General features: G+C 67.2%; 14 protein-coding genes. 10 read left to right on the forward strand and 4 right to left on the reverse strand.

The window, feature by feature from the left end:
• Positions 1-34: 34 nt before the first annotated feature.
• A complete protein-coding gene (locus ACYPYD_RS00910) occupies positions 35-2,167 on the reverse strand; it encodes a protein-disulfide reductase DsbD family protein (protein WP_459661738.1) in 2,133 nt (710 codons plus the stop codon).
• 98 nt (positions 2,168-2,265) lie between these two features.
• On the opposite strand from ACYPYD_RS00910, the gene ACYPYD_RS00915 reads away from it, so the two are divergent.
• From ACYPYD_RS00915 to ACYPYD_RS00940, 6 genes are all read left to right on the forward strand, one after another.
• On the forward strand, positions 2,266-3,936 hold the full coding sequence (locus ACYPYD_RS00915; protein WP_008829700.1) for an alkaline phosphatase family protein: 1,671 nt from the start codon (positions 2,266-2,268) through the stop codon (positions 3,934-3,936).
• On the forward strand, positions 3,933-5,174 hold the full coding sequence (locus ACYPYD_RS00920) for an FAD-dependent monooxygenase (protein WP_008829699.1): 1,242 nt from the start codon (positions 3,933-3,935) through the stop codon (positions 5,172-5,174). The genes ACYPYD_RS00915 and ACYPYD_RS00920 overlap by 4 nt, the downstream gene beginning before the upstream one ends.
• 205 nt (positions 5,175-5,379) lie before the next feature.
• Complete coding sequence (locus tag ACYPYD_RS00925; RefSeq protein WP_459661739.1) at positions 5,380-6,234, forward strand: class I SAM-dependent methyltransferase; 855 nt, start codon at positions 5,380-5,382, stop codon at positions 6,232-6,234.
• A gap of 229 nt (positions 6,235-6,463) precedes the next feature.
• Positions 6,464-7,840, forward strand: coding sequence for an aminotransferase class III-fold pyridoxal phosphate-dependent enzyme (locus ACYPYD_RS00930; RefSeq protein WP_459661740.1), 1,377 nt, complete (start codon positions 6,464-6,466; stop codon positions 7,838-7,840).
• A complete protein-coding gene (locus ACYPYD_RS00935; protein ID WP_459661741.1) occupies positions 7,827-8,552 on the forward strand; it encodes a haloacid dehalogenase type II in 726 nt (241 codons plus the stop codon). The genes ACYPYD_RS00930 and ACYPYD_RS00935 overlap by 14 nt, the downstream gene beginning before the upstream one ends.
• A 151-nt stretch (positions 8,553-8,703) precedes the next feature.
• On the forward strand, positions 8,704-9,195 hold the full coding sequence (locus ACYPYD_RS00940) for an Lrp/AsnC family transcriptional regulator (RefSeq protein ID WP_459661742.1): 492 nt from the start codon (positions 8,704-8,706) through the stop codon (positions 9,193-9,195).
• 210 nt (positions 9,196-9,405) lie between these two features.
• On the opposite strand, the gene ACYPYD_RS00945 is transcribed toward ACYPYD_RS00940, so the two are convergent.
• Together ACYPYD_RS00945 and ACYPYD_RS00950 are read right to left on the reverse strand one after the other, a co-directional pair.
• The gene (locus ACYPYD_RS00945; RefSeq protein ID WP_459661743.1) at positions 9,406-10,479 is read right to left on the reverse strand and encodes a tartrate dehydrogenase; all 1,074 of its coding nucleotides are present in this window, start codon (positions 10,477-10,479) and stop codon (positions 9,406-9,408) included.
• Between the two features lie 27 nt (positions 10,480-10,506).
• Positions 10,507-11,991 carry an NAD-dependent succinate-semialdehyde dehydrogenase gene (locus tag ACYPYD_RS00950; protein ID WP_459661744.1) on the reverse strand — a complete coding sequence of 495 codons (1,485 nt, stop codon included), beginning with the start codon at positions 11,989-11,991 and terminating at the stop codon, positions 10,507-10,509.
• A gap of 172 nt (positions 11,992-12,163) precedes the next feature.
• Here ACYPYD_RS00950 and ACYPYD_RS00955 point away from each other — a divergent pair, with 172 nt between their 5' ends.
• A complete protein-coding gene (locus ACYPYD_RS00955) occupies positions 12,164-12,511 on the forward strand; it encodes a tRNA-binding protein (protein WP_459661745.1) in 348 nt (115 codons plus the stop codon).
• A gap of 132 nt (positions 12,512-12,643) precedes the next feature.
• On the opposite strand, the gene ACYPYD_RS00960 is transcribed toward ACYPYD_RS00955, so the two are convergent.
• Positions 12,644-15,247, reverse strand: a complete 2,604-nt coding sequence (locus ACYPYD_RS00960) for a TonB-dependent receptor plug domain-containing protein (RefSeq protein ID WP_459661746.1) — start codon at positions 15,245-15,247, stop codon at positions 12,644-12,646.
• A gap of 643 nt (positions 15,248-15,890) precedes the next feature.
• On the opposite strand from ACYPYD_RS00960, the gene ACYPYD_RS00965 reads away from it, so the two are divergent.
• From ACYPYD_RS00965 to ACYPYD_RS00975, 3 genes are all read left to right on the forward strand, one after another.
• Complete coding sequence (locus ACYPYD_RS00965) at positions 15,891-17,921, forward strand: NAD(P)-binding protein (protein ID WP_459661747.1); 2,031 nt, start codon at positions 15,891-15,893, stop codon at positions 17,919-17,921.
• Between the two features lie 76 nt (positions 17,922-17,997).
• Entirely contained in the window at positions 17,998-19,407 is a 1,410-nt protein-coding gene (locus ACYPYD_RS00970; RefSeq protein ID WP_459661748.1) for an amino acid permease, read from the forward strand.
• Between the two features lie 106 nt (positions 19,408-19,513).
• Positions 19,514-20,032, forward strand: coding sequence for a hypothetical protein (locus ACYPYD_RS00975; RefSeq protein WP_459661749.1), 519 nt, complete (start codon positions 19,514-19,516; stop codon positions 20,030-20,032).
• Positions 20,033-20,034: the final 2 nt, after the last annotated feature.

The following is a 20,034-nucleotide window of genomic DNA, read 5'->3' on the forward strand; positions in this document are numbered from 1 at the left end:
CGTCCCGGGCTTGATCCGGGACCGGTGGCTGTCTTTAGGTGGGCGCTGCTGTGCCGGGCGCCCTGAAGCTATGTGGGCTGGTCACGGCCAGCGGTCCCGGATCAAGTCCGGGACGACGTGATCTTGCCTTTTCCTCCAGCAGTGCGGGCGTGAGCACCTGAGGCAGCGTTTCGGCCCGGCCGTCGCGGCCGTACCAGACGTATAGGGGAACCCCCGCCGCGCCCTGTTCGGTGAGGTAGCGGGTGATCGCGGGATCGCGCCGGGTCCAGTCGCCGCGCAGCACCACGACTCCGGCCTTTTCGAAGGCGACGCGGGTGTCCTCGCGCTCGATCGCGGCGGCTTCGTTGACCTTGCAGGTGAGGCACCAGTCAGCGGTCATCCATACGAAGACCGGTTTGCCGCTGGCGCGTGCCTCTGCCAGTGCTTCGGGCGAGAAGGGTCTGGCCTTGATGACCGAGGCATCCTCCTGCGCCTGCGGCCGCGGTTCGGGCATCGTCAGCACGCCGACCGCCAGCACTGCCAGCGTCGCGAAAGCGGGCATGAGCGCGCGTTTCCCAGAGCGTTGCGCGCGTCCAACGAGGCCGAGCAGGGCGAGCACCAGCGCGGCCAGCGCGGCGACGTAGGCGAGCGAGGCCGAGCCGCCGAGGCGCCAGATCAGCCACGCCAGCGCGAGCGCGGTCAGACCCATCGGCACTGCCATGACCCGCCGGAACGTCACCATCCACTTCCCCGGCCGGGGCAGGCGCGCGCGCAGGGCGGGCACGAAGGCGACGGCGAGGAACGGCAATGCGATGCCGAGGCCGAGCGCTGCGAACAGCGTCATCGCGGGCACGACCGGCAACAGCAGCGCCGCGCCCATCGCGCTCGCCATGAACGGGCCGGTGCAAGGCGTCGCGACGAATGCGGCGAGCAGGCCGGTCGCGAAGGCTCCCTGCGGAGAGCCTGCCGAGGCGAAGCCCGGGACGGAAAATTCGAACAGACCCAGCAGGTTGGCGGTGATGGCGACCGCCAGCGCGAAGAGCGCGACGACGACGACCGGCTCCTGCAGTTGGAACGCCCAGCCGACCTGCTCGCCGCCAGCCCGCAGCGCCAGCAGCGCCGCGCCGAGGCCGAGGCAGGCGAGGATCACGCCCGCCGCATAAGCCAGTCCCTCGATCCGCGCATGGGCTTCGCTCTCACCCGCGCGGGCGAGGCTGAGGGCTTTGAGCGAAAGGATCGGGAAGACGCAAGGCATCACGTTGAGCAGCAGTCCGCCCGCCAGAGCCGCCAGCAGCAGCCAGGGCAGGGCGGGGAGCTTGGGCGCTTCGCTTCCCGCCAGCATGGTGCCGCCGCTCGGCACCGGGCCGGGTCTGGCGGTGAGGGCGATGCCGTTGCCTGCGGCGTCGAGGCGCAGAACGGCGTCGATTCCTGCGGCATTCTGCGGGGCGAAGCGGGCGCGGGGGATCGTTACCAGCAGCATGTCGCCCTTGCGTGCGAAGGCTTGCGGAGCAGCATAGTCGATCAGTTTGTCCTGGCCGACGAAGAGGTGCGGGGCCTCCAGCGGCACCGACGCCGGGAGCGGGATGGCAAGGCGCAACGTCTTGTCATTCACCGCAAAAGCGGCCGGCGCATCGAGCGGCGCGGGCAGGCGCTGGGTCCACGTGTCGAAGCGCGGATCATGCGGCGCACCGGGCGCGATCTCGGCCGCGAGTTCGGCGCGTTCGGGGACGCAGATCTGTTCGGTGCAGGCCAGCCACTGGGCCTTCACGTGCACGGGAATCCGCCCTTTTCCGGCAGGAACCGTGACTGGGACCAGCACCGCGTACTCGCTTTCGTAGACGTGGTTCATCAGGCCCTGAACCACCAGCGTCTGCGGCACCGGATAGCGCGGCTGCCCCGTCTTCACGCCCTCGGGCACGTCCCACGACAGCTGCATCCCTAGGCCTGCATCGCCCGGATTGAGCCAGTATCCGTGCCACCCCGCCTCGGGCGTCATGCGGATGGCGAGGGTGGCTTTCCCGTCTTTCACCGGCCCGGCGAGCAGCTCCGCCGCGATATGCGTAGGGGCATGGGGGGGCGCCGCGCGGGCGGGCACCGAAACGGCACCCAACAGGACCATAAAGGCACCCAGCAGCACCATGAGGTGACACAGAACTGTCACAGGCAGTCGGTAGCGGCGCTTTTGCATGGTGCTCCGTGAGGTTAGGCGAGTCTTGCGCCTGATCGACGATCGCGTCATCGCTGCATCTGCATCCAACGCTCGGACATTTCAAGGAACCTCCCCCGATGCGCCTCCCGCTCTCCTCGCTCGTTGTCGCTCTTGCGCTCGGCGCTTCCGCTCCCGTCTTCGCGCAGGAGGCCGCTCCGGCCCCGGCGGCACAGGCCGCTCCGCAGACCCCGCCCAGGCTGATTGTCGCGATCTCGGTCGACCAGTTCTCGGCCGACTTGTTCCAGCAGTATCGCGAGCGCTATTCGCAGGGCCTTAACCGCCTGCTGCAGGGCGCGGTGTTCCCCTCGGGCTTCCAATCGCATGCCGCGACCGAGACCTGCCCCGGCCACTCAACGTTGCTGACCGGTGTGCACCCCAACCGCACCGGCATCGTCGCCAACGACTGGTACGTTCCGGGCATCGCCCGCGCCGACAAGAAGGTCTATTGTTCCGAGGACGAGACCGACCCGAAGAGCAGCTCGGAAGATTCGGTCATCAAGCCGGACCACCTGATGGTGCCGACGCTGGGCGATCTGCTCAAGGCGAAGAACCCCAGGTCCCTCAACGCCGCCGTCTCGTTCAAGGACCGCGCGGTGGTGATGATGGGCGGCCACACCACCGATGCCGCCTACTGGATCAAGGGCAAGGGCTTCGTCACCTACGAGGATCGCAAGGTCTCCCCCGCCGTTGTCGCGGAAAACCAGGCGATCGCCGCCGCGGTCAATGCGGGCGCGCCCGAACTGCCGGTGCCGGGCTGGTGCGGCGGCGTCGACCATGCGATCCAGATGGGCGGCTTCACCATCGGCACGTATCGCTTCCCGCTGAAGGCCGGCGATTTCAAGGGCTTCTTCAACAGCCCGCGCACTGACGAGATGACCACCGACATGGCCATCCGCCTGCTCGACGAGATGCCGCTGGGCAAGGACGATGTGCCCGACGTGCTCTCGGTCAGCTATTCGGCCACCGACAAGGTCGGCCACGCCTACGGCAACGAGGGCGTCGAGATGTGCATCCAGATGAACGTTCTGGACCAGACCATCGGCAAGCTGCTGGGGGCGCTGGATGCGCGCGGGATCGACTATGCGGTCGTGCTCAGCGCTGACCATGGCGGCGCCGACGCGCCCGAGCGCATGAAGCTGCAGGGCGTGCCCGAGGCCAGCCGCCTCGACCCCTCGCTGACCGATGACGCGCTCTCCGCCTCGGTAGGCAAGGCGACCGGGATCACCGTGAAGGAAGGCCCGCTGCTCTACGGTGCGGGCGCTTCGGGCGACATCTGGCTGAACGCCGGGCTCACCGCAAAGCAGCGGCAGAAGGTCATCGCCGAACTGGTGTCGCAGCTGAAGGCCAACCCGCAGATCTCGGGCGTCTATACCGCCGAGGAACTGAAGAAGGTCAAGGTGCCCGCCGGTCACCCGCAGGACTGGACCGAGATCGAGCGCGTCGCCGCCTCGTTCTACCCCGGCCGCTCGGGCGAAGTGCTGATGATGACGAAGCGCGCCGTCGTGCCGGGCACCAAGCCCGTCCCCGGCTACACCGCCACCCACGGCAGCCCGTGGGACTACGACCGCCGCGTGCCGATGCTGTTCTGGCGGGGGGGGATGCCCTCCATGGAGCAGGCGCAGCCGGTCGAGACGGTGGACATCGCCCCGACCCTCGCCGCGCTGGTGGGCCTGAGCGAACCGGCGGGTACATGGGATGGAAGGTGCCTCGACATCTACGCCGGGGAGGCCGATAGCTGCTCGCGATGAGCGACTCGAATACGACTGGCACGGCGCCCGAAAGGCGCGATCTTATCATCCTGGGCGGCGGTCTCGTCGGCATGACGCTGGCGCTTGCCGCCGCCCGGGCGGGCATCACCGCCCACGTGGTCGACCGCGCCGATCCGGCCGATCTGGTGGCCGAGGGCGCGGACGGCCGCGCCTCGGCGATCTCGACCGCGAGCTGGAACCTGTTCACCAACATCGGCCTCGCGCCGGCGCTGGAGAAGCTGGGTTGCCCGATCGCCTCGATCGCGGTGACCGATGGCATGAAGCCCGGCCGCATCGACTTCACGCCCAAGGCCGAGGAAGGCACTTTGGGCCGCATGTTCGCCAACCGCGACTTGCGCATCGCGCTGTTCGATGCGGCGCGGCAGGAACCGAACATCGCCTGGCACGTGCGCACCGAAGCCGTGCGCAAGGATCGCGGCGCTCACGGCGTCGAGGTGGAACTCTCTGACGGCCAGGTTATCCGGGGCTCGCTGCTGATCGCGGCGGAAGGGCGCCAGTCGCCGACGCGCGACGAGGCTGGTTTCGCGCTGGCGAAGTGGGAATACCACCACCGCGCCTTCGTCACCGGGCTGTTCCACGAAAAGCCGCATGACGGCACCGCCTGGGAAATCTTCTACCCGGCCGGGCCGTTCGCGCTGCTGCCGCTGCTCGACGATGCACAGGGCCGCCACCGCAGCGCGCTGGTCTGGACCGTCGCGGAAAAGGATGCGGCGGGCGTCAGCGCCATGCCGGATGCGATGTTCGTGAACGAAGTGTTCGAGCGCATGCACGGCGTGTTCGGCAAGATCGAGCTGTCGGCCCCGCGCATGAGCTATCCCTTGCGCTTCCACCACGCCGGGCGCGTGGTCGAGGAGCGCCTCGCGGTGATCGGCGATGCTGCTCACGGCATGCACCCGATCGCCGGGCAGGGCCTGAACCTGGGCCTGCGCGATGTCGGCGCGCTGGTGGAAGTGCTGACAGACGGCATGCGCCTCGGCCTCGAACCCGGCGACGCGCAGATGCTGGCGCGCTATGAGAAGTGGCGCAGCCTCGACAGCCTGATGGTCATGGCCGCGACCGACGGGCTGACCCGCCTGTTCGGCATTCCCGGCCGCACGGCCAGCGCCGTGCGCCGCCTCGGAATGGGCGCGGTGCAGCGCACGCCGCTGCTCAAGCGCTTCTTCATGGACGAGGCGCGGGGCATGTCGGGCAAGCTGCCGGAGCTGCTGCAGGCGTAAGCGCGGCGATGCGCCACGTGCTGCCGCTCCCTTCATCATCCCCTTGAACCCCTTTCCGTCATTCCCGCCTTCGCGGGAATGACCAAGGTGTGGCGCAGCTCATTTGCGCTCGCACTTCTGCTTTCGCGCGCGGGCGGCGGGTGCGGTGACTTGTTCTCTTAGTCTATTCGGTCTAGTTGATAATCATTCGCAACTGGGAGTGATCATGACGAAACCGGCGGTCTATCAGGTCAGCGACTGGAGCGGCAGCAGCGGTGATCGCTGGGCAAGCAACCAGCGCCGCCTCGATGCGATGCTCGAGGTTTTCGGGGAGGCGGCAATCGCGGCAGCCGATCCTCGGGCTGGCGAGCATGTGCTCGACATCGGGTGCGGAGCGGGGGCGTCCAGCTTCGTGCTGGCCGACCGCGTTGGGCCCGAGGGCCAGGTGCTGGGCCTCGACATATCGCCGCAACTGATCGAGCGCGCGCGTGAACTGGGTGAAGGCGCGGTGGACTTCGCGCTGGACGACGCGGCCACGGCGGAGCTTGCCGTGCAGGCCTACGACCTGCTGTTTTCGCGCTTCGGAGTGATGTTCTTCGCCGATCCCGCCGCCGCCTTCACGCATATGCGAGCGGCCTTGAAAACCGGCGGAAGGCTGGCTTTCGTGTGTTGGCGCGGCGCGGCCGAGAACGACTGGGTGCGGCTGCCGATGGGCGCCATCCGGGACATTCTGCCGCCGCCGCCCGCGCCCGACCCGGAAGCGCCCGGTCCGTTCTCCTTCGGCGATGCGGCAAGGGTGGAGCGTCTGCTGGTCGAGGCAGGCTTCACCGGCATTGCGATAGCCCCCTTCGACGCCGAAATCCCCTTCGGCGAAGGTCCCTCTCGCGAGGCTGCGATCGACGATGCGGTGCAGATGGCCTTCGAGGTCGGCCCGCTTTCGCGCGCGCTGGCCGATCAGGACGAAACCGTGCGCGCCCGCTGCGCATCCGCCGTCCACGCCGCCTTCGCCGCGCGCCCCGGCGAGCGCTCGGTCATGATCGACGGCGCGGCATGGATCGTCACCGCGCGCAATCCGGGCTAGCCTGCGGGAAGTGGATACTGCCGTGGCGGTCCGGGCCGGCGCCGGTTCGCGCGCTGGGCAAGCCGGGAATCCCGCGTCGAACCACGCATTTGCGCCGCGCGGACCCGCAAAGCAGAATCCACCGCGCCGCGATCGCAAAACGGGATAAGTCGCGGTCGTCCCCTGCGCAATCGGCCATTATCGCGAACGCCTGCACCTACAACACAAGGGGTCAAAGCAGGAGAACGCAATGAACATGCAATCGCTGCTGGGGCAGGATCGGGACCACTGGATTCACCCGGTGGCATCCTGGAGCGACCACGAGGAACGTGGCGCCACCATCCTGCGATCCGGCAAGGGGTGCTACCTGACCGATATCGAGGACAACGTGCTCCTCGATGGCTTTTCGGGCCTGTGGTGCGTCAACGTGGGCTACGGCCAGGACAGCATCGTCGCCGCTGCCGCCGAGCAGATGGCGCGGCTGCCTTATGCCACCGGCTATTTCAGCTATGCGTCGGAACCGGCGATCGAACTGGCTGCCAAGCTGGGCGCGCGGGCGCCGGGCGATCTCAGCCACGTCTACTTCACGCTGGGCGGATCGGACGCGGTGGACGGCGTGGTGCGCTTCATCCGCTATTACTTCAACGTCACCGGCCAGCCGGGCAAGAAGCACATGATCGCGCTGGAGCGGGGCTATCACGGCTCCAGCTCGACCGGCGCCGGGCTGACCGCGCTGCCCGCGTTCCATGCCGGGTTCGACGTGCCGACGCCGCAGCAGCACCACATCTCCTGCCCTTACGCCTATCGCAGCGATGCGGCGGACGATGCCGCGCTGATCGCCGCCTCGGTGGCCGAACTGACCGCCAAGGTGGAGCAACTCGGCGCGGCCAACGTCGCGGCCTTCTTCGCCGAGCCGGTCGTCGGGTCAGGCGGTGTCATCGTGCCGCCGCGTGGCTGGCTCACCGCCATGCAGCAGGCCTGCCGCGACCTCGGCATCCTGTTCGTGGTGGACGAGGTGATCACCGGCTTCGGGCGCACCGGCCCGCTGTTCGCCTGCGAGCACGAAGGCCTGACGCCCGACTTCATGACCGTCGCCAAGGGCCTGACCGCAGGGTACGCCCCGATGGGCGCGCTGTTCATGTCGGACCGCATCTACCGCGCCATGCGCGATGCCACCCCGGCGGGCGTCGCAATCGGTCACGGCCAGACCTATTCGGGCCATCCGGTCAGCGCCGCGATCGGTCTCGAAGTGCTGCGGCTCTACGAGGAAGGCGGGCTGATGGCCAACGGCCAGGCTTCGGGCGCGCACTTCGCCCGGGGGCTGCAGGGCCTGCTCGACCATCCGCTGGTGGGCGACGTGCGCGCACAGGGCCTGCTCGCAGGGGTCGAACTGGTGACCGACAAGGCGGCGAAGACCCGACCCGCAGCGGCGCTTGACGTGCCGAGGCAGCTTGCGGCAATCGGCTATCGCAACGGGCTGATCTTCCGCGCTTTCGGCGATGGGATCGTCGGTTTCGCGCCGCCGCTCTGCATAACCACCGATGAAGTCGACCTCCTGCTGGAACGGTTCCGCAAGAGCCTCGACGACCTGCTCGACATCAAGGAGATCCGCAATGCGGTTGGGTGATTTCAAGGCGCTTTCGTTCGACTGCTACGGCACCCTCATCGACTGGGAATCGGGGATGATCGAGGCGCTCAGCGGCCTCACCTCGCAAGTTTCGCCCGAACTGACCCGGGATCAGATTCTGCAGGCCCACGCCCGCCACGAATCCGAGCAGCAGGCCCAGACCCCGGGCAAACTGTACCGCGATATCCTGCCGATCGTGTATAAGCGCCTGGCCGAGCAGTGGGGTGTGCCCGTGTCCTGGGCCGAGTGCGAGGAGTACGGCCGCTCGGTGCGCAACTGGCCGGCCTTCGTGGATTCCCCCGGCGCGCTGCAGTACCTCAAGAAGTACTACAAGCTGATCATCCTCTCGAATGTCGACAACAAGACCTTCCACTACAGCAACGAGAAGCTGCAGGTGGAATTCGACGCGATCTATTCGGCGGAGGACATTGGCGCCTACAAGCCGGCGGACGCGAACTTCGACTATATGAAGGCGCATCTGGCCGATCTCGGCCTGGAACCCGGCGACGTGCTGCACACCGCCGAGAGCCTGTTCCACGATCACCTGCCCGCGAACCGCCATGGTCTTGCCGGGTGCTGGATCTACCGGCGCCACGCGCAGGAAGGCTTCGGCGCGACGATGACGCCGGAGGAGTTGCCCAAGTACGATTTCCGCTTCAACACGATGGCCGATCTGGTCAAGGCGCATCAGGAAGAATTGCGCGGCGATTGATCGGCTGTCGTTTGATCGGCACCGGCTCACTCCCCACCCGGCCACCCGCTAGTGTACCCTTGTCGGGCGGCCGGGCGTGGGAGTGGGCCGGTGCCGGAAATCCGGCTACAGCCGGATCAGACACAAAACACACCATGACAGGGTCCGCACCATGATCAACGCTCCCAAGCTCGACCGGATAGACATCAACATCCTGGCCGAACTGCAACGAAGCGGGCGGATCACCAATGCGGAACTGGCGGACAGGGTGGGCCTGTCCGCCAGTCCCTGCCTGACCCGGGTGAAGCGGCTGGAATCGGCGGGCTACATCTCGGGCTACAGCGCGATCCTCAACCTCGCCAAGATCGGCGACAGCCAGATCGTGTTCACCTCGGTGACGCTGGGCGACCACCGCCGCGCCGACTTCCAGAAGTTCGAGCACCGCATCGCGCAATACGACGAACTGGTCGAATGCCACCTCGTCAGCGGCGGCTTCGACTACCTGCTGAAGTTCGTGGTGCGCGGCATCGCCGAATACCAGGAGATGATGGAGGAAATCCTCGAGAGCAACATCGGCGTCTCGAAGTACTTTTCGTACATCGTCATCAAGTCCGCCGTCGCGCGCGGCCAGCCTTCGGTCAAACTGCACCTCTCGCCGCGCTGAGGGCCACTGCTGCTCCCGTCATAGCGAGCGCAGCGACGTTTCGGGTAGGCGAGCAAATCCATTCCATCCCATCCCGTTCTCCCGGTCATTCCCGCGAAGGCGGGAACCGATCTCCTGACGGTGCCGTGGCACGGACATCAGTTGGGTCCCCGCCTTAGCGGGGATGACGAAGATCGTTGAGATGAACGGAAGGGCCAAAGGCGCTTCCGTTCACCCGATCCTTGCCGCGATTTCCGTCCCGCACAACACGGTATCGGCCTTCCCGCCGAGGTCGCGTGTGCGCGTGGCCTCGTCCGCCAGAACGCCTTCGATAGCGCTCACGACGGCGGCCGCCGCTTCGGTCTCGCCGAGGTGCTCCAGCATCATCGCGCCGCACCAGACCTGCCCGACCGGGTTCGCCACGCCCTTGCCCGCGATGTCCGGCGCCGAGCCGTGGACCGGCTCGAACAGCGAGGGGACCGAGCGGTCGGGGTTGATGTTGCCGCAGGGCGCGATGCCGATCGTGCCGGTGCAGGCCGGGCCAAGGTCGGACAGGATGTCGCCGAAGAGGTTGGAGGCGACCACGACGTCGAAGCGGTCAGGGTTCATCACGAACTGCGCGGCCAGAATGTCGATGTGGTACTTGTCGGTGCGGATCCCGGGATAGGACTTCGCCATCTCTTCCACCCGGCCGTCCCACCAGGGCATGGTGATGGCGATGCCGTTGGACTTGGTGGCGGAGGTCAGGTGCCTGGCCGGGCGCTGCTGCGCGAGGTCGAAGGCATATTTCAGGATGCGGTCGGTGCCGAAGCGCGTCATCACCGTCTCCTGCATGACCACCTCGCGCGGCGTGCCGGGGAAGGAGATGCCGCCGATCGCACTGTATTCGCCCTCGGTGTTCTCGCGCACGATCATCATGTCGATGTCGCCCGGCTTGCGGCCTGCCAGCGGGCAGGGGACGCCGGGCATCAGCCGCACCGGGCGCAAGTTGACGAACTGGTCGTACTCGCGCCGAAACTGGATCAGCGAGCCCCAGAGCGAGACGTGGTCGGGCACCGTGTCGGGCCAGCCCACCGCGCCGAAGTAGATCGCATCAACATCGCCGATCCGCTCTTTCCAGTCGTCCGGCATCATCTGCCCGTGCTGCGCGTAGTAGTCGCAGCAGGCGAAGTCGTGCCACTCTTGCTCAATGGTGAAGCCGAAGGCCTTGGCTGCGGCTTCGAGCGCGCGGATGCCTTCGGGCACCACTTCCTTGCCGATGCCGTCGCCGGGGATCACGGCGATGCGATAGTTGCGCGGGGTCATGCTCAGGCTCCTCTCAGGCGTTCATGTTCAGGGATGCGTCTTCAGGCCGGCCCAGTGGAAGGCCTTGGTCTCGAGAAATTCTTCCAGCCCCTCGGCGCCGCCTTCGCGGCCGAGTCCCGATTGCTTCATGCCGCCGAACGGGGCGCATTCCATAGCCATCGCGCCGGTGTTGAGGCCGACAAGGCCGAATTCCAGCGCCTCGCTCACCCGCCAGGCGCGGTCCATGTCCTGCGTGTAGAAGTAGGAGGCGAGCCCGTAAGGCGTGGCATTGGCGAGGGCGATGGCCTCCTCCTCGGTCTCGAAGCGGATGACCGGGGCGACCGGGCCGAAGGTCTCCTCGTCGCACAGGCGCATCGCCGGGGTGACGCCGGTGAGCACGACCGGGGCGGCGAAGCCCTCGGGCGCATCGGCTTCCGCAGCGATACGCGCCCCGTTGGCGAGGGCATCGGCGACGTGATCGGCCACTTTGCGGTGTGCGGCTTCGTTGATCAGCGGGCCGATGGTAACGCCCTCGTCAGTCCCCGCGCCGACCTTCAGCGCCTGCACCGCCGCGCCGAACCGTTCGACGAAGGCGTCGTGGATGCCGGACTGGACGAGGAAGCGGTTGGCGCACACGCAGGTCTGGCCCGCATTGCGAAACTTGCTGGCCATCGCGCCCTCGACCGCGCGCTCGACGTCGGCATCGTCGAAGACGAGGAACGGCGCGTTGCCGCCCAGTTCCATGCCCAGCTTCTTCACCGTGCCCGCGCACTGCCCGATCAGCATGGCGCCGACGCGGGTGGAGCCGGTGAAGGTCAGCATCCGCACCGCCGGGTTGCCGGTCAGTTCCGGCCCGATCGCGGCGGGCAGGCCGGTGACGACGCTGAGCAGCCCCTCGGGCATCCCTGCCCGCTCGCCCAGCGCAGCGAGTGCGAGGGCGGTGAAGGGCGTCAGTTCGGAGGGCTTCACCACCATCGCGCAACCTGCAGCCAGCGCCGGGGCGGCCTTGCGGGTGATCATCGCGGCGGGGAAATTCCACGGCGTGATCGCGGCGCAGACACCGACCGGCTCCTTGCGGATGAGGATGCGGCGGTCGGCGAAGGGCGATGCGATCTCCTGCCCGTGGATGCGCAGGCCCTCGGCCGCGTACCATTTTACGAACGTCGCGGCATAGGCGATTTCGCCGGCCGCCTCGGCCAGCGGCTTGCCCTGCTCGGCGGTCATGATGCGGGCGAGGTCGTCCTGGTTCGCCAGGATCAGCCGGTGCCATTCCTCGATCACCGCGCAGCGCTTGGCGGCAGGCAGGCGGCGCCATGCGCGCTGGGCGAGTTCGGCGGCGGCGATGGCGCGGCGGGTTTCGGCGACGGCGCAGGCGGGGACGGTGCCGATGGTCGCGCCGGTGGCCGGGTCGGTCACGGGAATGGTCGCGCCGTCATCGGCGGCGATCCAGCGCCCGGCTACGAAGGCGCGCTCGAGAAACAGCGAGGGATCGCGCAGAGTCGGCCCGGCGCGGTCAAGGGTCTGGGTGGTCATCGGGGCTCCCGGATTGGCGGCGTCGGCACGAAAAATAGGCCCGGCTCGTGGACGAAGACAGGGCCGAACGGGCGACATGCGCGGTAGAAGCCACTGAATTGCGGGGCAGGATCGGCAGATCGTCTTCCCGCATCCGGCTATGCTTCAAGGGCCAACAGACACGGAGATTTGCATGACGGCCGAGGCCAAGAATACCGCCGATTTCGAGAACTTCGCCGCGCTGGACATTCGCGTCGGTACGGTGGTGGAAGTGCAGGATTTCCCGCGTGCCCGGAATCCCTCGTACAAGGTGGCGGTCGATCTCGGCCCGCTGGGGGTGCGCTGGTCGAGCGCGCAAGTCACGAATTATGCGCCGCAGGATCTGCTGGGCACGCAAGTCTGCTGCGTCGTCAACTTCGCGGCGCGAAATATCGCGGGCTTCCGCTCCGAAGTGCTGATCCTCGGCGCGCCGGGAGAGGGGCGGGACGTGATCGTCGTCACGCCGCGTTCGGTGGTCGAAAACGGCGCGGCGCTGTTCTGAGGGTGTGGGCCGGTGCCGCGAAGTTACCCTCCAGCGAATTTCCAAACGATCTCGGACTGCAAAAAAAATGGCCCGGAACGCTGGGGGTTCCGGGCCGAGTGGGAGGGTTTCCGCTGAGGCGGTATCCCGCCGTCAGAACTCGAAGTTGAGCCGGGCGTAGTAGTAGCCGCCCTGCCAGGGCACGACGCCATCGACGTAAGTGCGGCCGTTGGTGTCGTCGATGCGGTTGACGTCCGGATAGTTGTCGAAGATGTCGCGCGCGCCCAGCGTCAGGGTCAGGCGCTCCATCAGCGGCATCGAGACTTCGGCGTCGAACAGGGTCTCGGTGCCGTACTTCTGGATCGCATGGCTCGCCGCCGTCGTCTGGCGCGACCACGGTCCGAAGAAGTTGGCGCGCAGCATGACGGAGACGGAGCCGATCTGCTGGTTGATCGTGGCATTGGCCCGCCACTTCGGATCGTTGTGCTCGAAGTTGTAGAGCGTCGTGGAATCGAAGCTGACGGTCGAAACCAGAACCTTGTCCACCTTGTAGGAATTGGTGTTGAAGGCCGCCGTCAGGTTGGTGGAGCCGATGTCCAGCCAGTCGGCGCGGTAGGAGGCCACCACGTCGAGGCCCTCGGTCGTGGAATCGATGGCGTTCTGGTAGAACTGGATGCGGTCGATCGAATCCGCGCCGACGATCCCGGCATCGACCATCGCCTGCTTGATCGCGCTCGTCACCACGATCTGCGAGCTGGTGTAGAGCTGGTCGTAGAGCTTGATGCGATAGGCATCGACCGTCAGCGTGAAGTTCGGCGCCGGGGTCAGCGTGAAGCCCACGGAGTAGTTCTTCGAGCGCTCGGGCTTCAGGGGATTGGCGCCCAGATACTGCGCCACCGCGTTCGAGGTCGGGTAGAGGCCGACGTTGAGCTGGACGCCGCCGACGGTCTGGATCGAGGTCTGCGTCATGTTGATCTGCCCGGCTGTGGGGGCGCGGAAGCCGGTGCCGATCGACCCGCGAAGGCCAAGCCAGTCAGTCAGGTTGTAGCGCGTCGCCGCCTTCCACACGAGCTTGCTGCCGAACATCCGGTAGTTCTCGAAGCGGGTGGCGAGGTCGAGGAACCAGCGGTCGGTGATGTCACTGGTGACTTCGCCGTAAAGCGACTTGTTGTTCGTCGTCCAGCGTCCGGAAGCGGCGGGCGAGATGCCGGTGATGCCGTTCGAGCCGGGCTGGAGCACGTTATACACCGGGTCGCTGGCGCTGGTGCAGTTGATGCCCTGGTTCGTCGGCGCATTGGCGGTCAGCGTACGCGCAGCAAGGCTGGCCTCGTTGGTGCAGAAGTTGAACGGGTCGGAAGTCGCCCAGGTGCCCGCGAGATAGGATTCCTCCTGGCCGGGGGCGATCTCGAAGCCCTCCCGCCGGTACTCGGCGCCGAAATTGAACACCAGCGGGCCATGGGTGAAGCCGGTCGGCAGGGTATAGACGAAGTCGGCGTTGAACGAGAGTTCGTCCGAGATGTAGCTGCTGGCATCGAAGCTGGTCGGCGATGTCGGCCCCATCGACGGGTTGACGGTGCCATCGATCGAATAGGCGATCTTGTCACGGCCGTAGCGGGCGCTGAGGTCGGCCGTCAGCGACTGGCCGCCGCCCATGTCGTAGTTGCTCTTCCAGCCGCCCGCGGCGCTCCAGTCGGTGACGACGCCGGAAAACGTCGGCGCCATGCCCAGCGGGTAATCGTCCTTGAAGCGGTAGATCGAACCGTCGGACAGGCGGATCGGATTGTCCAGCACCGCCTGCTTCGCGCCCGGCACGCGGTAAGTGGCGACGGCAGTGCCCTTGGACTTGGAGAAGTTGCCGAAGGCATAGAGCGAGGAATTGTCGGAAAGCTCGTAGCCCGAATTGACGAAGAAGCGCGCCGCCTTCTCCATCGGCTTGCCGCGCTTTTCGAGCGGCTTCGACAAGTCCAGCCCGGCCGCATCGACGGCGGCGGCGAAGGCCGGGTCGGTGTCGTAGGCGACGAAGGGATCCCACGCCGACGAGGTGAAAGTGCGGGCGCGCACCGTCGGGTCGTCGTGGTTGAGCTGCGCCGACAGGTTGATGAAGCCCCGGTCGGTCAGCTTCATGCCGATGTTGCCGGCGATCTGGATGCTCTTGCCGTCGCCTTCGTAGTACTGCCCGCCCTGCACCGACAGCGAGCCACCGTGGTCGGCGTCCTTGAGCTGGTAGTTGATGACGCCGGCGATCGCGTCGGAGCCGTACTGGGCGGCGGCACCGTCGCGCAGGACTTCGATGGACTTGAGCGCGATCGCTGGAATGACGGCCGAGTCCGCCGAATGCGAGGCATAGCCGCTGACCTGTACGCTGCCGGACTTGTGGCGGCGGTGGCCATCGACCAGCAGCAGCGTGGCATGGGCGGGCAGGCCGCGCAGACGCGGGGCGCGCACGAACGTGTCGGAAGTGGTATTGGCCGAGCGCGTGACCGAATAGGACGGGATCATCGCTTGAAGGATCTCGACGGTGTCGGTCTGCGCGCTGCGCTTGATCGTGTCCTCGCCGAAGACATCGACCGGCACGGCGGAATCGGTGACGGTGCGCGGACGACCGCGCAGTCCGCTGACGACGATGGCCTCGGCATCCGGTGCCGCCGTGGCATCGGATGCGGCTGGTGCTTCCTGCGCGACGGCCGGAACTGCGGTGATCAACGCAAGCACGGAACCGGCGGTCAGTCCCGCCGAGAGCTTTGTGAACTTCCTCATCCTGTGTAATCCCCCTTGAACGCGGAAAAATCCCCTCCGTCCCGGGTCGGCCCCACCGACTCTTCGTGTCGTTCTTCGTTGTTTTTTCGTCGTCGTTTGCAGGTGCCACCGACAGCAACGATCGTCCGATGGGGGCGCCCTCAAGTGTTGCCGTTTTCTTGCAGGGGGTCGGCATTTCCTGCCATTTAGAATGGCATTTCTATGGCGATGTTGCGGCGCGGCGCAGTTGCGGCATTTCGGGGACGACAAAGAGGAGATTTCCGCATTTCTGGCGAAATAGGCCCGGAAAAGCGCTGTTTATGAGCATCTTGCAACCAAGTGAATCCCGCCCGCGTATGAGCGCTCACGCGAGGCATGGGTAAGGGCGCGGGCAAGGCGCGGCCCATTTCACCGTCCGCGGGCAATTTCGGCAGAATGTTCTACCGCAATGGCAAAATTCGGTACGCACGGCGATTTTCCCGCTGTTAGCCTCCTCTTCGCCGAGGGAGCGGGGACAAGGCAGTCGCAGCAAGGGCGTCGGGAAGGATGGGCCGCAAAGCGGGCGTCCGGAACAGGACCAGACCCCGGCCATGCGCGCCCGCTCCCCCTCGTTTCGGGTGGATCAGCCCCGGCGATGCCGGACCAGCAAAAGGGCGTGAGGCACATGAGGGATCAGGACATTCGCGGCGAGGACCGGGATCTGGGCATGAACCGCCCGATCGACCGCCGCGACTTCATCCAGGGCGTGGCCGCCGCGACCGCGGGCGGGGCGATGCTGATGCACGGCGGTCCGGCCTTCGCCAAGGCTGCGGGAGACGGCGTGGCCGGAAGCGTGGCACGCGGCGTCAACGTCGATGGGCCGATCTCGGCCGCGAACTATCCGCCGCTGCGCACGGGGATGCGCGGCCATCACCCCGGCTCGTTCGAGAGCGCCCACGCCATGCGCGACGGCGAGCGCTTCGCCGCCGGCGAGGACACCGGCGAGATGTACGACCTTGTCGTGGTGGGTGGCGGCCTCAGCGGGCTATCGGCAGCGTGGTACTTTCGCGACCGCTTCGGCACTTCGGCGAAGATCCTCATCCTCGACAACCACGACGACTTCGGCGGTCATGCCAAGCGCAACGAATTCGTCGCCAACGGCAAGCTGCTGATCGCCAACGGTGGCTCGTCCTACATGGTCGCGCCATCGCACTGGACGAAGGATTCGATAGACCTCGTGCGCAAGCTGGGTATCGACAAGGGCGACCCGAGCGACCGCAGCGACGGCCAGCTCTACCGCACGATGGGGCTGCAGGAGGCGACCTACTTTCGCAAGGACGTCTACGGCAAGGCCGCGCTGGTGCGCGGCGGCACGCCGCTGGGCTTCGACGATGCCTGGCTGGCGGCCGCGCCGTTCCCGGCCAAGGTCAAGGAGGACCTCAGGCACTTCGTAGGCGGCAAGGTCGATTACATGGCCGGGATGACGAAGGAGCAGAAAGTCGCCGCGCTGCGCTCGATGAGCTACCGCGACTACATGCTCAACGTCGCCAGGGTTCATCCGGACGTGGTGCCGCTGATGGAGGGTATCTGGTGCCTGGGCTCCGACATGGGCTCGGCCTGGTTCGCCTTCTTCCGCATGAAGCCGGGCTTCGAGGGGCTGGGGCTGGAACGCCCGGCGCTGTCGCCCGAGGGCGAGGACCACCGCAAGGACGACTACACGCTTCCCGCCGGCAACAGCGACATCGCCCGCCTGCTGGTGCGCTCGCTGATTCCCGACGCGCTACCGCCCGGCACCTTCGCCGAAGTCGAGACCAAGCGCGTCGATTATGCCACGCTCGACCGCCCGGCCCAGCCGGTACGCATCCGTCTGAGCAGCATCGTCACCTCGGTCAAGCACCTCGGCGCCGAGGGCAGGCTGTTCGACCCGGACAACAGCGAGTGCGCGATCAGCTACATGAACGCTGGCAAGCTCAGCCGCGTGACGGCCAAGAACGTGGTTATGGCGGGCATGAACAACGTCGTGCCCTACATCATCCCGGAACTGCCCGAGGAGCAGAAGGCGGCGCTCCATTCGGCCGTGCGCGCGGTCAATCAGGCCACCAACGTACTGTTTCGCAACTGGGAGTCCTTCGCCGCCCTCAAGCTGCGCAGCGTCGCATTCCCCGGCACTTTCTACGGCCGCATGGGTATTGCCTCGCAGCGCTATCTCGGCGAACTGGTGCCGCCGCGCTCGCCGTCCGAGCCGATGGTCGTGGCGTTCAACACCGGGGCCAATTCGGGCGTGTGCTCGAACAGCACGATGCTGTCCGAATTGCTCGGCGGCTCCCCGCCCGAACCGGGCACATATGGCGACGACCAGTTCCGCATGGCCCGGGCCGGGCTGCTGGAAACCCCCTTCGCGCACTTCGAGCGCGCGGTGCGCAGCCAAGCGGCGGCGGCGCTGTCAGGCTCCGGTTTCGACCCGGCGCGCGACATCCTGGCGATCACCGTCAACCGCTGGGGCCACGGCTTCACCACCGGGCGCAACACCCTGTTCGAGCAGGACCGCGAGTTGAAGGTCTCGCCCACCGTCGCGGCCAGACAGCCGTTCGGGCGCATCACGATCGCCAATGCCGACGCGGGCGGCGTCTCCACCGCCGGGACCGCGATCGACGAGGCGTTCCGCGCCGTGCGCGAACTGGAACAGCGCCAGTTGGGCTTCTACGAAGTCATCTGACATAACAGGGACGACGGGCCGGGAGGCGCGCCGATCCGGCGGCGCCTCCCGGCCTGCATGTACAGGGGAATGCGCCATGCGGCACTGGAATCGGCGCAAGCCGATCGAACTCGATGCGCTCAAGGCGGAGCACCGGCTGGTGCCGACGCTCAGCTGGTGGCATCTCACGGCGCTGGGCGTCGGCGCGATCGTCGGGACCGGCATCTATACGCTCGTCGGCGTCGGCGCGAACCTTGCCGGGCCTTCGGTGATCCTCTCCTTCGCGGTCGCCGGTCTGGTCTGCGCCTGCGCGGCCTTGTGCTACGCCGAAGTCGCTACCGCGATCCCCGCCTCGGGCTCGGCCTATACTTATTCCTACGTCGTGATCGGCGAACTGATCGCGTGGATCATCGGCTGGAGTCTGATCCTCGAATATTCGCTGGTGGTGAGCGCGGTGGCGGTCGGCTGGTCGGGCTACGTCGCCGGGTTCCTCTCCGGTTTCGGCATCGACCTGCCGCTGGCGATCGCGGCGGGGCCGCATGCCGGGGGCGTGATCAACCTGCCCGCGGTCTTCATCGTCTTTGCGGTCGCCGGAATGCTCGCGCTCGGCACGAGGGAAAGCGCGACGCTCAACGCGGTCCTCGTCGTGGTCAAGATCGCCGCGCTGGTCCTGTTCGTCAGCGTTGCCCTGCCGCACTTCGACCTTGCGCGGTTCGAGCCGTTCATGCCCTACGGCTTCATCGCCCACGACGTTGAGGGCACGCAGCGCGGGGTCATGGCGGCCGCGGCGATCATCTTCTTCGCGTTCTACGGCTTCGACGCCATCTCCACCGCCGCCGAGGAGACCAGGAACCCGGGCCGCGACCTGCCGATCGGCATCGTCGGGTCGATGGTGATCTGCACGCTGATCTATGTCGGCGTGGCGGCGGCGGCGGTCGGCTCGATGTCCTACCTCGAATACGCCAACAGCGCCGAGCCGCTGGCTCTGATCCTGCGGCGGCTGGGGCAGGGCGGTGTCGCGGTGGTGATCGGCGCGGCGGCCGTGGTGGCGTTGCCGACCGTGATCCTCGCCTTCCTGTTCGGGCAAAGCCGCATCTTCTTCGTCATGGCGCGCGACGGCCTGCTGCCCCGCTCGCTGGCGAAAGTCAGCAAGCGCAGCGGCACGCCGGTCCGCATTACGATGGCGACGGCGGTGCTCGTCGCGGTGCTTGCGGGGCTGGTGCCGCTCGACGCCATCGCCGCGCTCGCCAATGCGGGCACTCTCGCGGCCTTCATCGCGGTGGCATCCTGCATGCTGCTGATGCGGCGCCGCGATCCGCAGGGTGAGCGCAAGTTCTCCACGCCGCTGCCCTGGGTGGTCGGCCCGCTGGCGATCCTGGGCTGCCTCTATCTGTTCTGGAGCCTGCCGACGCAGACGCGGCTGTTCTTCCTCGCATGGAACGTGGCGGGGCTGGCGATCTACGCCGCGCTCTCGCGCCGATCGCCGAAAGGCGCACCGTCAGCTTGACCCAAGGCGGTGCGTGCTCCCGCAAGTGCCGGTGAAATCGGCAGAACATGCGCCGGGCTCCATGTCACGATCTCTTTCGAGTTCCTCGCAGCCCGGAAAGGTCGCCATGACACGCACAGCCGCTTACGCCCTCGCCATGATGCTCGCAGCGGGGGCCGCCACCGCGCTCCCGCGAGTCGCCGTCGCCGCCGAGGGTCTGCCGCAGCACGACCCGCGCGAGATCGCGCCCGCCGCGCTGATCGGGTACTGGAAGGCGGACCTCGCCGCCTCGACCTACCCCGGCGCCAAGCCCGCCGCCGCTTACCGCAGCTTCGCCTTCACCGAGGACGGCAAGGTGCTAGTCTCGTTCGTCACCCGCTCGGCCGACGGCAAGACCACGTTCGGCCACTGGGCCGCACAGACCGACGGGACGCCCGCGATCGAGTATCACAGCAGCGGCGGCTCGCTGCCGTGGAACGTCGTCTCGTGGAAGCCGGACGCGCAGGGCCGTCTGGCGCTGACCGTCTCGCGGCAGGGCAAGCCGACGATCCTTGCCACCTATCAACTATCCGCGGACGGGCGGACGCTGACTTACAGCTACGACAAGACCACTATCGTCTATCGCCGCTGGACCCTGGTGGATTGAGC

The organism is Novosphingobium sp. 11B, assembly GCF_054589055.1.

Bases quoted from the DNA above. Each gene is read 5' to 3' on its own strand.
- ACYPYD_RS00915 (WP_008829700.1), top strand. From the start codon at position 2,266: ATGCGCCTCCCGCTCTCCTCGCTCGTTGTCGCTCTTGCGCTCGGCGCT.
- ACYPYD_RS00965 (WP_459661747.1), top strand. From the start codon at position 15,891: ATGAGGGATCAGGACATTCGCGGCGAGGACCGGGATCTGGGCATGAAC.
- ACYPYD_RS00975 (WP_459661749.1), top strand. From the start codon at position 19,514: ATGACACGCACAGCCGCTTACGCCCTCGCCATGATGCTCGCAGCGGGG.
- ACYPYD_RS00935 (WP_459661741.1), top strand. From the start codon at position 7,827: ATGCGGTTGGGTGATTTCAAGGCGCTTTCGTTCGACTGCTACGGCACC.
- ACYPYD_RS00940 (WP_459661742.1), top strand. From the start codon at position 8,704: ATGATCAACGCTCCCAAGCTCGACCGGATAGACATCAACATCCTGGCC.
- ACYPYD_RS00970 (WP_459661748.1), top strand. From the start codon at position 17,998: ATGCGGCACTGGAATCGGCGCAAGCCGATCGAACTCGATGCGCTCAAG.
- ACYPYD_RS00920 (WP_008829699.1), top strand. From the start codon at position 3,933: ATGAGCGACTCGAATACGACTGGCACGGCGCCCGAAAGGCGCGATCTT.
- ACYPYD_RS00910 (WP_459661738.1), bottom strand. From the start codon at position 2,167: ATGCAAAAGCGCCGCTACCGACTGCCTGTGACAGTTCTGTGTCACCTC.
- ACYPYD_RS00945 (WP_459661743.1), bottom strand. From the start codon at position 10,479: ATGACCCCGCGCAACTATCGCATCGCCGTGATCCCCGGCGACGGCATC.
- ACYPYD_RS00955 (WP_459661745.1), top strand. From the start codon at position 12,164: ATGACGGCCGAGGCCAAGAATACCGCCGATTTCGAGAACTTCGCCGCG.
- ACYPYD_RS00950 (WP_459661744.1), bottom strand. From the start codon at position 11,991: ATGACCACCCAGACCCTTGACCGCGCCGGGCCGACTCTGCGCGATCCC.
- ACYPYD_RS00930 (WP_459661740.1), top strand. From the start codon at position 6,464: ATGAACATGCAATCGCTGCTGGGGCAGGATCGGGACCACTGGATTCAC.
- ACYPYD_RS00925 (WP_459661739.1), top strand. From the start codon at position 5,380: ATGACGAAACCGGCGGTCTATCAGGTCAGCGACTGGAGCGGCAGCAGC.
- ACYPYD_RS00960 (WP_459661746.1), bottom strand. From the start codon at position 15,247: ATGAGGAAGTTCACAAAGCTCTCGGCGGGACTGACCGCCGGTTCCGTG.